General features: G+C 39.3%; 12 protein-coding genes and 2 tRNA genes. 6 read left to right on the top strand and 8 right to left on the bottom strand.

Annotated features, from left to right (window positions below):
- Nucleotides 1–61: 61 nt before the first annotated feature.
- From ACFQ1M_RS13320 to ACFQ1M_RS13305, 4 genes are all read right to left on the bottom strand, one after another.
- The gene (locus tag ACFQ1M_RS13320) at nucleotides 62–514 is read right to left on the bottom strand and encodes a GNAT family N-acetyltransferase (RefSeq protein WP_386409004.1); all 453 of its coding nucleotides are present in this window, start codon (nucleotides 512–514) and stop codon (nucleotides 62–64) included.
- A gap of 70 nt (nucleotides 515–584) precedes the next feature.
- Nucleotides 585–1,502 (bottom strand): cation diffusion facilitator family transporter, encoded by a 918-nt coding sequence (locus ACFQ1M_RS13315; RefSeq protein ID WP_386409003.1) that lies wholly within the window; start codon nucleotides 1,500–1,502, stop codon nucleotides 585–587.
- 195 nt (nucleotides 1,503–1,697) lie between these two features.
- The gene (rpiB, locus tag ACFQ1M_RS13310) at nucleotides 1,698–2,129 is read right to left on the bottom strand and encodes a ribose 5-phosphate isomerase B (protein ID WP_386409001.1); all 432 of its coding nucleotides are present in this window, start codon (nucleotides 2,127–2,129) and stop codon (nucleotides 1,698–1,700) included.
- Between the two features lie 580 nt (nucleotides 2,130–2,709).
- Complete coding sequence (locus ACFQ1M_RS13305) at nucleotides 2,710–2,952, bottom strand: DUF2007 domain-containing protein (RefSeq protein ID WP_386408999.1); 243 nt, start codon at nucleotides 2,950–2,952, stop codon at nucleotides 2,710–2,712.
- Between the two features lie 354 nt (nucleotides 2,953–3,306).
- Between ACFQ1M_RS13305 and rnr the strand changes: the two genes are divergently transcribed.
- The 3 genes from rnr to ACFQ1M_RS13290 all read left to right on the top strand — a co-directional run bounded on the left by rnr (nucleotide 3,307) and on the right by ACFQ1M_RS13290 (nucleotide 7,186).
- On the top strand, nucleotides 3,307–5,499 hold the full coding sequence (gene rnr / locus ACFQ1M_RS13300) for a ribonuclease R (RefSeq protein ID WP_386408997.1): 2,193 nt from the start codon (nucleotides 3,307–3,309) through the stop codon (nucleotides 5,497–5,499).
- Nucleotides 5,500–5,714: 215 nt separating this feature from the next.
- The gene (locus tag ACFQ1M_RS13295) at nucleotides 5,715–6,395 is read left to right on the top strand and encodes a head GIN domain-containing protein (protein ID WP_386408995.1); all 681 of its coding nucleotides are present in this window, start codon (nucleotides 5,715–5,717) and stop codon (nucleotides 6,393–6,395) included.
- A 101-nt stretch (nucleotides 6,396–6,496) separates the two neighbouring features.
- Nucleotides 6,497–7,186, top strand: a complete 690-nt coding sequence (locus ACFQ1M_RS13290; protein ID WP_386408993.1) for a LysE family translocator — start codon at nucleotides 6,497–6,499, stop codon at nucleotides 7,184–7,186.
- Nucleotides 7,187–7,231: 45 nt separating this feature from the next.
- On the opposite strand, the gene ACFQ1M_RS13285 is transcribed toward ACFQ1M_RS13290, so the two are convergent.
- The 3 genes from ACFQ1M_RS13285 to folB form a co-directional block, all read right to left on the bottom strand.
- Nucleotides 7,232–7,302 (bottom strand) — tRNA-Cys (locus tag ACFQ1M_RS13285).
- A 162-nt stretch (nucleotides 7,303–7,464) separates the two neighbouring features.
- A tRNA-Arg gene (locus ACFQ1M_RS13280) sits at nucleotides 7,465–7,536 on the bottom strand.
- A gap of 3 nt (nucleotides 7,537–7,539) precedes the next feature.
- Entirely contained in the window at nucleotides 7,540–7,896 is a 357-nt protein-coding gene (gene folB, locus ACFQ1M_RS13275; protein ID WP_386408991.1) for a dihydroneopterin aldolase, read from the bottom strand.
- 229 nt (nucleotides 7,897–8,125) lie between these two features.
- Between folB and ACFQ1M_RS13270 the strand changes: the two genes are divergently transcribed.
- Both ACFQ1M_RS13270 and ACFQ1M_RS13265 read left to right on the top strand, forming a co-directional pair.
- Nucleotides 8,126–9,811 carry a glutamine--tRNA ligase/YqeY domain fusion protein gene (locus tag ACFQ1M_RS13270; RefSeq protein WP_386408989.1) on the top strand — a complete coding sequence of 562 codons (1,686 nt, stop codon included), beginning with the start codon at nucleotides 8,126–8,128 and terminating at the stop codon, nucleotides 9,809–9,811.
- A gap of 108 nt (nucleotides 9,812–9,919) precedes the next feature.
- On the top strand, nucleotides 9,920–10,786 hold the full coding sequence (locus ACFQ1M_RS13265) for a hypothetical protein (RefSeq protein WP_386408987.1): 867 nt from the start codon (nucleotides 9,920–9,922) through the stop codon (nucleotides 10,784–10,786).
- 303 nt (nucleotides 10,787–11,089) lie between these two features.
- Here ACFQ1M_RS13265 and ACFQ1M_RS13260 read toward each other — a convergent pair whose 3' ends face one another.
- The gene (locus tag ACFQ1M_RS13260; protein WP_386408985.1) at nucleotides 11,090–12,016 is read right to left on the bottom strand and encodes an SPFH domain-containing protein; all 927 of its coding nucleotides are present in this window, start codon (nucleotides 12,014–12,016) and stop codon (nucleotides 11,090–11,092) included.
- A 90-nt stretch (nucleotides 12,017–12,106) separates the two neighbouring features.
- Here ACFQ1M_RS13260 and ACFQ1M_RS13255 point away from each other — a divergent pair, with 90 nt between their 5' ends.
- Nucleotides 12,107–12,781 (top strand): outer membrane beta-barrel protein, encoded by a 675-nt coding sequence (locus ACFQ1M_RS13255; protein ID WP_386408983.1) that lies wholly within the window; start codon nucleotides 12,107–12,109, stop codon nucleotides 12,779–12,781.
- The last annotated feature ends 54 nt before the right edge of the window (nucleotides 12,782–12,835 follow it).

The following is a 12,835-nucleotide window of genomic DNA, read 5'->3' as shown; positions in this document are numbered from 1 at the left end:
TAGGAAAATCTTAATAACTACAAGTGGTGCTTCTCTGATCTCATGATTTTTCAGAGAGGCACTATTCTTTTATCATGGCAATGTGTGGAATTCCATCTTCCAGGTACTCTTCCCCAACTTTTTGGAACCTGTGACTTTCGTAGAATTTCCTGAGATAGGTCTGAGCCGATATCTTAATTTCAGTCGTGCCGTAGTTTGATCTTATTGCCTTGATGCATTCTTCTATCAATTCGTGGCCATAGCCGTAATTCCTGTCTTCGTATGGGACCACTACCCTTCCAAGACTTGCTTGATCAAAGTAGGTCCCTTTGTTGAATAGACGCGCGTAAGCGCGAATTTTTCCGCCACCAACACCAAAAATATGTAGTGCCTTGCCATCTTTATCATCAAGGTCTAGATAGACGCAATCCTGTTCGACAACGAAGACCTCACTGCGCAATTTCATTATTTGATAGAGTTCATCTAAGGATAGCTCTTCAAACTTCTTTACATGCCACTGCAATTGATACTTCATATAAGGCGATTTAGGTATCCAACACCACAATATATCTCATAATCCATAGGTCCACAAAAAAAGTTATTCCTCAATCTTGAACAATGAGGTCCTTACTATCACACTTGCCATATTCTGGCTGAATATTTACGTGATTGATCCCAAAATCGTGATAGAGCAATTCTTCGATCGCATCGAGCTTTTCATCAAATTCAGATAAATTGATATTGTTCTCAAAATCCAAATGCGCTTCGAGGTGCACCTCATCTTCATTTAACTGCCAGATATGAACATGGTGCATATTCTTTATTCCTTCGATCTCACAAACTTTGGCTACAATGTCATTTACTTGAATTTCTGTAGGGGTAAATAGCATTAATACGCGGGTCGACGTTTTCAGCAGGTCATATCCTACGTAGATGAGGTATAAAGCAATGATTACCGTTAGTAGGGCATCGATCCAATAGACCTCAAAATATTTCATCATTAGTCCCCCGATGAGCACTGCCACACTTGCTAACATATCCGTTAATAGATGAAGATAGGCCGAACGCATGTTCATGTTGGAATCCGAATCTTTCCTTAATAACAATACACTTATTCCGTTGGCAATAATTCCCAGCAGTGACAACCAAATCACTAATTCCGATGCTATCTCCTGTGGTTCGGTAAAGCGATCTATCGCTTCGATTATCAATAATATGGCGACGATCACCAAGGTTGATGCATTGATAAAGGCAGCGATGATCTCTGCTCTTTTATAACCAAATGTCTTATTGGTAGAAGCTGCCTTCTTGCTAAGAATGTTTGCGATATAACTGATCACCAAGCTAAGAACATCACTAAAATTATGAAGCGCATCGGACAGCAACGCGAGACTGCCAGATATGATACCACCAATGACCTGAGCTACCGTGATAAGTATATTTAGGAGAATGGAAATGAGCAAGTTCTTTCCCTTGATATCCCCGTGACGATGCGAATGATTATGCGCGTGCGAATGTCCCATCTTTATCTATGTAAGTTAGTACAAATTAATCGCATTTAACTATGCAATACTATTGTATTGTCTGTGTATTCCCTTGATCAAAATTGGAAGATCGGTGTTTTCAAACCGCTCGTATCTTCAAAAAGGTGACAATGAAGCGTGGATTAAATTCCAACTGTTCGTCTTTTTTGCGCTTGTCATTGCTTACAATGCTGGTCACGAACAAGCTATCTTCTCCACTCTTCGTTGGTGCCTTCCTCCTTCGAATTCGGTATCTAAAAACGTCTTTACCATATCAATCGCCTGTGGGAGGGAGGTAAATCTTGCAGGAATACTTAAAATATTTGCATCATTATGTTGGCGCGCTAGCGCGGAAATTTCTGAGGTCCAGCATAAGGCAGCTCGAACCTTCTGATGTTTATTGGCTGTCATTGATGCACCATTCCCACTACCGCATATGATAATTCCATAATCGACTTTCCCGTCAGCCACATCAGATGCCACTGGATGTACAAAATCGGGATAATCTACACTATCATTAGCGTCGGTACCGTAGTTCTCTACTTGTATATCTCTGGTTTGTAAAAATTCGATGATCGCAAATTTATAATCAGTACCTGCATGATCGTTGCCAATGGAAATCTTCATTTTTTTAACATTATTTTGGTTAGTTACAAAGGTACTAATTACCCACTATTATTGTATCAATATTCTCTTTCCTGATCAAAAAAGGCAAACTCCAAATCATTGTTCTTAAGCTGTGAAATACATGTTAACTATTTTTAATTGTTGGCAATAACTTTTTTTTGAAAGCTCAGATTATTTTTTCATACTCAGATCCAAACTTAATTTCCAACTTTTATGTCATCAATTTCTAGTTGAGTTTTCAATGATCATTTTTTGGTTATCAACATTAGCATGCAATAATAATATCAAAATTCGTCTGTTAATTTCTGTTGTTGACAATTGTTTAGAATTCTATGATAATTACAGAAAATCAGTGATTTAGACTGTAAATAAGGTGTTCATTTTATTTGATGGTATGCTAACAACAATTTATCAAAGTGAAATGGAGAAAAGTTTTTCCATCTATTCACATTACATCATCATCATCATTTTTAATTTTAATTAAATAGAAAAAAAATGAGATTAAAATATATTGTTGACAACTGGGATATTTTTGATCTCAGAGATTTGAAATATGGAAGAGATAATGGAATGAAAAAGCTTATACGATTTGAAGCGGAAAGAAGTCTGTATTGAGGCGATCGATGATCGCCATTGCTGCCGCCACGTCATTGGGATGAACTTTTAAATGAATTCCTCCCAAGGCATTTGAGTAAAATGGCGATACCTGTACCATTGTTTCATTTTCAAATATGAATCGTATGTCTTCTGATGCTAGCAGCGTTTTAAGAACCGCGTACTCAAAAGGATAGGTGTAGGTTGCTATGACGACAAAGTTTTTCATTAGCTGTCTTTAGTATCTTAAATGTACAAAAAAAGCTAATTGAAATAATAAGAACTATTTGAATCTTTTCCAGATTTCTTAATGGTGTCCGCGGCTTTATTAGCTTCGGTCTTGTCGTAGGAATAATTGATATACGAGATGAAAGAGAATAATCCGAGAAGGAATATCACTACAAAGAGAATGATTATTTTATAGGCTCGTTTCAAGGTAAATCAGTGGTTGTGTTTTATATAGACGAAAGAAATACAGAGTTGTTACACTTTTTTTAATAAAATTTTAAGAAAATTGTTTAACCTATAGCTCGTGATTAAATTTCGTACATTCACCGAGAATTATATTTTTTGAAAAGATTGAATGAATAGAAAGAAAAAGAGATCCCAAAAAGGGAAACAAAAGGAGATCACCCAAGGAATCTTCGGCGTCTTAGAAAAAGAGCCTAAAAAGTCCTTTAATTATAAGCAAATAGCCTCAAAGCTTGGCATCACCGATACTGCTGGAAGAAACCTGATCATTAAGCGATTAAGTCAGTTAGCGGCGAAAGAACGTATCGAGGAGGTAGAACGTGGCCGATTCAGGGTCATCCCTTCACAAAATTATTTTCATGGAGTTGTCGATGTAACCAGTAGAGGAAATGCGTATGTAGTATGTGATGAGCTCGACCAGGATGTATTTGTTCCGTTCAACAAATTGAACAAGGCGATGCATGGAGATGAGGTGGAAGTGTATGTTTACCCGCGGAGAAAAAGCAAAAAGATGGAAGGTGAGATCAATCAGATCTTCAAAAGGGCCAAGATGACCTTTGTGGGTGTCCTTCAGCTTCAAAAGAATTTTGGTTTCGTAAGACCTTCAGATATAAGAATGTATACGGATATCTTTGTTCCTAAGAGTAAATTGAATGGTGCAGAGGACGGTGATAAGGTCTTGGTAGAGATCAAAGACTGGCCAGAAAAGGCAGATTCTCCATTCGGAAAGATCGTCGAGACCTTTGGACGACCTGGAGAACATGATACAGAGATACATGCCATCCTTGCAGAGTACGGTCTTCCGTATCGTTTTCCTGAAGAAGTAGAACACGATGCCGATAAATTGGATACCTCCATTACCGAAGAAGAGATCAAGAAGCGTAGAGACATGCGCGATGTACTTACGTTTACGATCGATCCAAAAGATGCAAAGGATTTTGACGATGCTTTGTCCTTTAGAATCTTGGAAAATGGAAACTACGAGGTTGGTATTCATATTGCAGATGTATCACACTACCTAAAGCCCGGTACACTTTTGGACGACGAAGCCTATAGCCGAGCTACCTCTGTGTATTTGGTGGACAGGGTTGTCCCTATGTTACCAGAGATACTATCCAATGGTGCGTGTTCATTACGTCCGCATGAAGAAAAATATACATTTTCAGCAGTTTTTGAAATTAATGATAAAGCCCATGTTGTTGACGAATGGTTTGGAAGGACCGTCACCTATTCGGATCAACGATTTGCGTATGAGGAAGCTCAACATATCATTGAAACGCAAGAAGATGCGATTCCTGCAGCTATTTCATTGACGGGAAATGATTATAAAGTATCCAAACCAATCGTAGAGGCGACTCTAAAGTTAGATGAGCTTGCAAAGACCATGCGGAAAAAACGTATGCAAAATGGAGCCATCTCTTTTGATAAGGTTGAGGTGAAATTCAATTTAGATGAGGACCACGTGCCGGTAGGAGTGTATTTTAAGACCTCTAAGGATGCCAACAAGTTGATCGAGGAGTTTATGTTGTTGGCCAACAGAAAGGTCTCTGAATTTATCGGAAAGCAGCGACCAAAGAAGACCTTCGTATATCGGGTACACGATGAACCCAATGAGGATAAATTGTTTGCATTGAATGGGGTGATCTCACGATTTGGATATAAACTTGATCTACGCGATAGAAAAACGATCACCAGTTCATTGAACAATCTTTTGGACGAGGTAAAAGGAAAGGGAGAACAAAATTTGGTAGATACGCTTGCAATACGAAGTATGAGCAAGGCAAAATATACCACAGAGAATATCGGCCATTACGGATTGGCCTTTGATTATTATTCGCATTTTACATCGCCTATTCGTCGTTATCCCGATGTTATGGCGCATCGATTGCTACAGCATTATTTAGATGGTGGAAAATCGGTAAAAGAATCCGAATATGAGGAAAAATGTGAGCACTCGTCCAATATGGAGGCACTGGCTGCAAATGCCGAACGAGACTCTATCAAATATATGCAGGTGAAATTTATGGAAGATCACAAGGACCAGGAGTTCTTGGGGGTGATCTCTGGAGTTACAGAATGGGGAATCTATGTAGAGATCATTCAAAATAAATGTGAGGGAATGGTGCGCATCAGGGATATCAAGGATGACTATTACACCTTTGATGAAAAACAATATGCATTGGTAGGTGAAGTTACCAAAAACATGTATCAATTGGGTGATGAAGTTGTGGTAAAGGTGAAGAATACCGATCTGGTAAAACGACATTTGGATTTTGAATTACTAGGAAAACGAGAGGACTTTTAAGCGGTCTTTCGAGCATCCAGAATGAATTTTTAGACGTATCTTTATGTATATGAAAGAATGCTATGAGGGTTATCGAAACTTCTTTCATAGGAACATGCCATCACTATACAAATGATATTTCCCAACATGCCATCAATGTGTTATTTTTGGAAATTTGGAATGGTTATTGTAACGATCTGTTTGAAAATTCATCTCTCTTAAAAAACATTATCACAATGAAAAAAATCTTAGTATTTATAGCCTTAGCCTGTAGTGCAATGGTAACTGCGCAAGACTCTTCAAAAACGGTTCAACTTGAAGATTTCAACGAAATAAAAGTCTTCGATGGTATTTCGGTAACATTGATCAAGGCGGACGAGAATAAAGCGGTCATTTCTGGTGAAGATATCAGTGATGTCGCATTGGTTATTAGGAATGGTCGACTAAAGGTCCGCATGGAAATAGACAAAGTATTCACTGGGCATCGGAGCTTTGTTGAAATCTATTATAAAGATCGTCTCGATGTGATCGATGTCAATGAGAATGCCTTTCTTTCGTCTGAGGATGTCATAGAACAAACATCCATTGAGTTGAAGGCACAAGAAGGTGCCGAAATGAATGTGAGACTAGATACTCAGAAGGTCGATGTGTTATCAACCAGTGGTGGCAAGATCGAAGCTACCGGAGATTCCATCACCCAGGATGTTATCATCACTAGTGGTGGACAATATGAGGGAGATCGTTTAAAAACAGAACAAAGCTATATAAGAGTCAATGCTGGCGGTACCGGATATGTAAATGCCTCCGAGTTGGTAGAAGCAAGGGTTAGAGCAGGTGGAACAGTACGTATCCATGGTAAACCTAAGGTGATCGACAAAAAGACCTTTCTGGGAGGAAAGATCATTGAAATGGACTAAGGGAGAAGATATAAAATATGAAAAGGCCTAAGAGGATTACTTTTAGGTCTTTTTTTATGAGGTGTTTTCCTAACTTTGTTTAAACGTTATAAAATGATACGATGATTGAAAATTTACAGGTCGCCATTCCCATAGGTATCTTTTTGGCATTTACCATAGGACCTGTATTTTTTGTGCTTCTAGAGACCAGTGCGATCAAAGGTTTTAGAGCGGCGATCACTTTTGACCTCGGGGTGATCTTTGCAGATATCATTTTTATTGCCATCGCCTTTTATAGTACAAGTAAGATTGTTGAAAAGGTCAAAGACGATCCAAATCTATTGGTCTTTGGTGGCGTGTTACTTACAACTTACGGTATCATATCCTTTATACAAAATAGAAAGGTGCAATCTTTTAGAAGAATAGTAAAAGAGCACTATACGCTAGACTTCAAGCGTAACTATGGTCAGCTTTTCCTTAAAGGTTTCTTATTGAACTTCATCAATATCGGGGTTCTTGCAGGTTGGATAGGCATCATTTTCGTAGCAAATTCTATAGAAAAGACAGAAAGTGGGGTATGGTTATTCATTTTTACCGTTTTGGCCACCTATCTGATTGTAGATGTATTTAAGATCATGCTAGCGAAAAAGTTGAAAAGTAAACTTACACCTAGGGTCATATTCAAGACAAAAAAGCTGATAAGTTTGATCATCCTGGGGTTTGGAGTACTATTGATGGTACAAGGATTCTTTCCAAAAGAAAAAGAAAGATTGCGAGAGCGAATAGAAAAGATCAATCCGCTGAAAGATTAAATTGTATAATAAAAAAGCTCCTTCTTTATAGGAGCTTTTTTGTTGAGGCACCGAGCGGATTCGAACCGCTGTACAAGCTTTTGCAGAGCTCTGCCTAGCCACTCGGCCACGGTGCCATGGTTCTGATGGATGGCAAAAGTAACAAAAATATTAATCTTTTGTAGCATCCATTTTCTTTTTTGCAACCCTTGGTCAACTTACCTTATGTGAGTTCTTATATGACCTCGAGTCCAAAGCGTTGCTTTTTCATGCTTTGCATGCATGTCAGTGCTACCTTGTAGCCCCGCCAGGACTCGAACCTGGATCTAGAGTTTAGGAAACTCCTATTCTATCCCTTGAACTACGGGGCCAAATTATCTGGTTTGAGACATCGCTATCGTTACCATCTCTACGTTTCCACCAATAGGAGGATTGATCTTTGACACTTCCACTGTCGCTTCCTTTGCGATCTCGATTTCATCAAATATCCGGTCTAAAATGCGTTTAGCAACATGTTCCAGTAACTTAGAACGAATGCTCATCTCTTCCTTTACAATTCGATTTACATGAACGTAGTCTACCGTTTCCCTCAGATTGTCGCTTTTTGCCGATGGCTGTAGGTTGGCTTTCACCATGACATCTACGCGATAATCACTTCCTATTTTTCCTTCCTCTACCAAACAACCGTGATAGGCATACACCTGGATATTGGTAACTCTTATTATTCCCATCTCAATATTTAACTGTAGGCAAAATTAGACAATAATTGCAAAGCCTTTTAGTCTTGTCAAAGATAGTTAGCACACTAAACTGAAATTAAATACAATTTAAGGTTCCACCTTTGAGGGTTAAGGGGCTTTTGATACCTTTGCAACACATTAAATGTCACTCCCGCTAAAGCGGGAATCTTTTTACTTACAATTGAATACCATAAAAGGATCGACCTTATATTTTTGAAGTATGTCAGAAGAACGTTCGCTCAATTTTATCGAGCATATCATAGAAGATGATCTAAAGGAAGGATACACAAAAGACAGTCTTCGCTTTAGATTTCCACCCGAGCCAAACGGCTACCTGCATATAGGCCATGCCAGTGCTATTTGCTTGAATTTTGGTTTAGGATTGAAATACAACGCCCCTGTAAATCTGCGTTTTGATGACACCAATCCGACCAAAGAAGAGCAAGAATACGTGGACGCCATTAAAAGGGATGTAGAATGGCTTGGTTTTAAATGGGCGGAAGAACGATATGCGTCGGATTACTTTCAACAATTATATGATTGGGCCGTTGCCCTGATCAAGGAAGGGAAAGCCTATGTAGATAGCCAAACCTCTGAGGAAATGGCTGCTCAAAAAGGAACACCGACTGAACCTGGTAATGCGAGTCCGTACAGAGATCGTTCAATAGAGGAAAATCTGGAGCTCTTTGAGCGTATGAAGAACGGGGATTTTCAGGAAGGGGCACATGTGTTGAGAGCGAAGATCGATATGGCCTCTCCAAATATGTTGATGAGAGATCCGGTCTTATACAGGATATTGCATAAACATCATCACCGTACTGGAAATGATTGGTGCATTTATCCCATGTACGATTGGACGCACGGGGAAAGTGACTATATCGAGCAGATCACGCATTCGCTATGTACGCTAGAATTTAGACCGCATCGAGATCTTTATGATTGGTTCCTAGATCAAGTTACGCGCTATTCACCAAAGGACATAAGGTCAAAACAGCGCGAGTTTGCACGTAGAAATTTGAGCCACACAGTGGTAAGCAAGCGAAAGCTGCTTCGTCTTGTAGAAGATGGTATTGTAAGTGGCTGGGATGATCCTAGAATGCCAACCATCTCGGGGTTACGAAGAAGAGGATACACGCCAGTTTCGATACGAAACTTTGCGGATACCATTGGAATTGCTAAACGCGAAAATCTGATTGATGTGTCACTTCTGGAATTCTGTGCCCGTGAAGACTTGAATAAGATCGCACCCCGTGTGATGGCAGTTTTAGATCCTTTGAAGGTAGTGATCACCAATTATCCAGAAGGAGAGGAAGAGTGGTTGGAAGCGGAGAATAATCCTGAAGATGAAGCGGCTGGAACGCGAAAAGTTCCTTTCTCAAGAGAGATCTACATCGAAAAGGACGACTTTAGAGAGGAGGCCAATCGCAAATTCTTTAGATTGAAACTAGGAGGGGAGGTCCGATTAAAAAACGGTTATATTATCAAGGCAGAGAGTTGTACTAAAGATGAAGCCGGGAATATCATCGAAGTTCAATGTACATATGATGAAAAGAGCAGAAGTGGAAGCGGAACGGAAGAATCTAAACGAAAGGTCAAAGGAACCCTGCATTGGGTATCCGTACCGCACGCCATAGAAGTTGAGGTGCGTCAGTACGATCGTTTGTTCACAGAGGCTTCACCAGATACTCATAAGGATAAGGACTTTATGGAATTTGTAAATCCAAAGTCGCTAGAAGTAATAACCGGATATGCAGAGCCCAGTCTAAAAACACTCAAAGAAGGAGATCGCGTTCAGTTTCAACGTTTGGGTTATTTCTGCGTAGATCGAGATACCACGATGAAGACGATTGTGTTCAACAAAACTGTAGGATTAAGAGATACTTGGGCGAAAATAGAACAGAAATAGCTCTTCAATACGCCTAAATAGTACAGCCCGAAACTGTAAAGTTTTGGGTTTGTTGTTTTATAGTATTATGTTTGAAGCAGATACCCAGATGAATCAAAGATGAACAAAATGAAAAATTTACACCTACTCCTAACATGCCTGATGCTCACCAGTGTCGGTTTTGCACAGAAAATTAAGCTGAAGAAGAAGGATCAACTTTATGTAGACAAGGTATACTATGGCACCTTGAAAGTTGATGAGACAGAAGAAGGCAATGTGGTATCGCTTCAAGATATAGATACGGTGAAAGTAGTGGAGGTCCGCAAAAAGAAGATGCCCTCTCCAATTTATTATAGCGATAGAGGCTTTGAGTATATCGAAGTGTCTTTTCCAACAGATAGCACCAAAATAGGTCTGAAGAAAGAGGACCTTACTTGGACCAGAGATGATATCATCAAGTTTTTAGCGAAGTACAATGTGATGAGTGAAGGTGCCTTGTCATTAGAGGGAGTTGAAGAGATGCGACTGGATTTTCCTTACGAGATCCCTTTAGAGATCAAAGAAATGGCCATCGAGGAACAACGCGTATTTGAGTCGGATATCAGTATTGTAGAACGCGACTATACCAAGGACATTTTTGTCATTTTCAATAAGACCATCAAGAAGGATATGGAGACGTTTGAGACGCACTATAACATCATTCAAGATAAGAAGACGATCGCCAAGGTCATTGCAGAAATTGCTGCCGAGCAGATCATCGGTGGCAGTTCGGACAATTTCAAGCCGTCGACTGAGTCGGATCCAAAGCTGTATTTTTACACCCTGCAAGGAATACCACTAGGATCATTGCAAGTAGGAAAAGATGGAATTTTCAAGTCGTACCTTCCATTTAAAGAATATTCTATAGAAGAATTGAACTTCAATAATCCAACCGATGGACTGTACGAGCGAATATCAAAAGCAATTCGCTGGTTGATCAACAACGGAAACTTATAGACTAAAAAATTTTAAGATAAAAACCTCGAAACGACTGTTCGGGGTTTTCTATTTTATCATCACTCACCATAGCTTTCGACTATCATAGATAATCGCAATATCCTAAGTTATTTGATAAAATTTACTTATTGAAAGTGGCATGAAATAAGGCGTTTTAAGCGACTTTTATTTTTATAGAAGACACAAGGACGGAATCACCAAAGATCTTTTAACAGTAGCGCTTATATAGCTTTTTATCCGAATCAAAATAAAAAACCCGAAACCTTGGAAGATTTCGGGCGCCAACTGGCAAATTGAGACTTACTACTCCTCTTTTTTCTTATCCTTAGCAGCCTTCATAGCCTCGCCGATTTGATTGCTCGCCGTAAAGGAAGCTACCATATTGTTTAGCATATCGCTACCGGCTTGTGGTGAGTTGGGCAGCAAGATCAAATTGCTATTGGTCTCCTCACCTATGGATTGCAAGGTATCGTAATGCTGGGTAACAACGATCAAGGCAGAAGCTTCCTGGCTATTGATACCAACTTTGTTCAAGACCTCTACAGATTCTTCCAATCCACGCGCAATTTCTCGTCGTTGATCGGCGATACCTTGTCCTTGTAGACGCTTGCTCTCTGCCTCGGCCTTTGCTTTTTCAACGATCAAGATACGTGCTGCATCTCCTTCAAACTGCGCTGCGATCTTTTCACGCTCAGCCGCGTTTATTCGATTCATAGCGGCCTTCACCTGAGAATCGGGATCAATATCGGTGACCAAGGTTTTTATGATGTCGTAACCATAATCCAACATCGCATCATTCAATTCTGTTTTTACCGCAATAGCAATATCATCTTTCTTAACAAAGACATCATCAAGTTTCATTTTTGGTACTTCGGCACGAACTACATCAAATACATAACTTGTGATCTGATCATGTGGGTAATCCAATTTATAGAAGGCATCATATACCTTTGTCTTTATGACCATGTATTGTACAGAAACTTTCAGTTTAACGAAAACGTCATCCAAGGTCTTGGTCTCTACGATAACATCCAATTGCTGAATCTTTAAACTTAACCGTCCAGCGATCCTGTCGACCAATGGAATTTTTAGCTGTAATCCAGACTGCCGTATACTTTGAAAGCGACCAAAGCGTTCTATAATGGCGGCAGTTTGCTGTTTTACGATGAAAAAAGAAGAAATAAAGATGATGAAGCCAAAAAAGATCAAGACATAAATAAAATAGCCCATAGTTGGTGTAATTTTTTAAGTGTTAGTGAATTAAATTGGAAGTTACAATAAAAAAGCTATTTTTGCCCATCTATTAGAACCCCAAGTAACATGAATTTTAAGCAATCTCTCCTATTAGTAGCACTCTCATGGTGTTTTGTTACAAATGTTTTTGCACAACGTCCCAGTTATCGTATCGAAAGCGGATATGGTATCACTGTTGGTGCGGCTAGTTACAACATTAATACCGATGCCTTCGAAACCACAACGGGTATTGGTGTCACAGGTGGCCTGCATGTAAAGGGGGGCATTGAACACCGATGGTATGATGTTAGTTTCGGTATTCAGTTTTATGATAACAATTTTAAGGTTACCGGAACAGATATTAGCGATAATAGCGAAACTGATATCGAGTACAAACTACAAGCTGTTCAATTCTTTTTCTTAGGGCATTATAAAATTGCAAGAGATCATCTTTATATAGATTTTGGGCCATCCATCCAGATCAACGATAAGTTAAAGCTTAAGAATAAAAGTCAGGAAGAAATTTTGGTCAATGGCCTTACCGATGTCACGGCCAATGAAATAAGGGAAGTTTCTGGATTCAATGTGAATTTATTACTTGGCTTCACTGCGGGCTCTAGGTCACTAAAATTTAGAGGCCAGTATCAATTCGGGGTGAACAACATTCTCGACAAGCTCAACGGAAAAGGGTTGGACCCAGATGAAGATAAATTCAAAGGAAGGCAAGGCATCCTTTCGGGATCGGTGATCTTCTACTTTTAGAACAACAAAACATTATTAAAAAAACCGAATCAGTAAGGATTCGGTTTTTCTATT

The organism is Sungkyunkwania multivorans (assembly GCF_042675645.1).
Taxonomy (GTDB): domain Bacteria; phylum Bacteroidota; class Bacteroidia; order Flavobacteriales; family Flavobacteriaceae; genus Sungkyunkwania; species Sungkyunkwania multivorans.
Note: the sequence above shows the minus strand (reverse complement) of the source record. Positions and strands in the feature narration are given on the sequence as shown.